The sequence below is a fragment of the Lentzea sp. NPDC004782 genome (assembly GCF_040609115.1).
In the GTDB taxonomy this organism is placed as follows: Bacteria; Actinomycetota; Actinomycetes; order Mycobacteriales; family Pseudonocardiaceae; genus Lentzea.
Window position 1 is genome coordinate 1 of sequence record NZ_JBEXJN010000157.1, and the last position, 1,648, is coordinate 1,648.

A 1,648-nucleotide genomic window follows, 5' to 3' on the forward strand; every position below is an offset into this window, starting at 1 on the left:
GGAAGAAGGCGGTGGATGCGGGGCTGGTTCTGCGGGGGTGGCGGGAGCGGGCCGGTGGTGGTGGTCACGGGCCGGGCGTGGGCGTGTTCGGCGGCGAGGGTGTTGTTGCGGGGTCTGGTGATCGCCAGCGTGGTGGTTGGCAGCGTGGTGGTGCTGGCTCTGGTGGTGCTGGCTCTGGTGGTGCTGTCTCGGGTGATGGCGGGGACGGTGGTGCTGGTGGCGTTGGTGCGGGGGATGAGGCGGCCGGGGTGGTGGTGTCTGCTGGGGGCGCGTCGGTGCGGCCGGGCGTGCCGCTGCTGGCCGAGTTGCCGGGGGTGGGGTTGCCGGTGCTGGAGGGGTCTGGTTCGCAGCAGTCGGTGCGGGTGTCACCGCGGCCTGAGCCGTCGCCGGGTGCCGGTGCTGGATCCGTGAGGTCGTCCGCGCTGCCGCAGACCGCGCCGTCGCCGGTCCAGGTACAGCCGAGCAGCCAGGCAGGCCAGAGCAGCCAGGCAGGCCCGGATGGTGTTGGTGGTCAGGCCGGTGTGGGGCAGGACGTCCGCGGTGGTGTTGGCGCGGTGGCGGGGGTTTCGTCGCCGATACCGGACGTGGTGGCTGGTGGGGTGGCTGGTGGGTCTGCCGGGACGGGCGTGCACGACTCCGCCGCCGGGCCACAGCCCGGTGGATCGCAGCTTGGTGGGCTGGGGTCTGGCGGGCCGAGGTCTGGTGGGCGGAGTGGTGTCGTGGTGGGAGACAGCGATGGTGGGGGGAGGGCTGGTGAGGGCAAGCCTGCTGGGCAGGTGGCTGCTGGGCGGATGGTGGCTGGGCAGGGCGGGCTGGTGCGTCTGGCGGACACCGAGCCGCCGCGGTACACCGTTACGGATCCTGACGCGGGGATGCCGCCTCCGCCGGCCTATTTCGTAGACCACACGCTCCCGCCGTACACCACCGCCAACCCGGGTTCCGCCAACCCAGGTTCCGCCAACCCAGGTTCCGTCACCCCGGCAGGCACCCAGGCAGGCATCCCGGCGGGCACCGCGGCGGGATCGGTGCCGGCGGGGGGATCGGTGCCGGTGGCTGGTGCCGGGGTGGTGGCCGCGTCGGGCGTCAAGCCCGCCTGGTCTCCTGGTGGTGACCAGGGACCTGGCTCACTGGTCGCTGAGGTTTCCGCGCCCGTAGGGTCCGTGGCCGGCCGGCCGGCCGCGGCTGCCGGGATCGCGGCCGTGGAGCCGGCGACCGGGGGCACGGCACAGGACGACCAGGCTGTCGTGGTGAGGCCGGCACAGCGGCGTGCGGGGCCGCCGCTGATTTCCGGGCTGGAGCAGGCCGGGCAGATCGATCGGCTGTGGAGCATGCTGTCGCGCGATGAGGTGGAGGTGTTGCTGCGTGAGGGCCGGCGGATCGCCGGCCGGTACGTGCGCCGGCCTCCGTTGTTCATCGAGAAGCCTGATCAGGAGAACATCGACTACGACAACATCGTCCGGCTGGTGGCTCACCGCTACTACCAGCAGCGGTACGGCCTTCTCGAACACGCCGAGGGACCGGAGGAGCTGGCCGCACGCCTGGCCCGGGAGACGGGCAGGCCCCTGATCGAACACGAGCGACAAGGACTGCCGGGCGGGGCTCCCCGGCCCGGTCGTGGTGTCCGGCGTGCGGGGGCGGGCGGTGTGGC

1 pseudogene is annotated in these 1,648 nt (G+C 73.1%); it reads left to right on the forward strand.

Annotated features, from left to right (window positions below):
* Window positions 1–791: 791 nt before the first annotated feature.
* A pseudogene (locus ABZV40_RS46405) lies at window positions 792–1,648 on the forward strand (hypothetical protein); the annotation flags it as partial.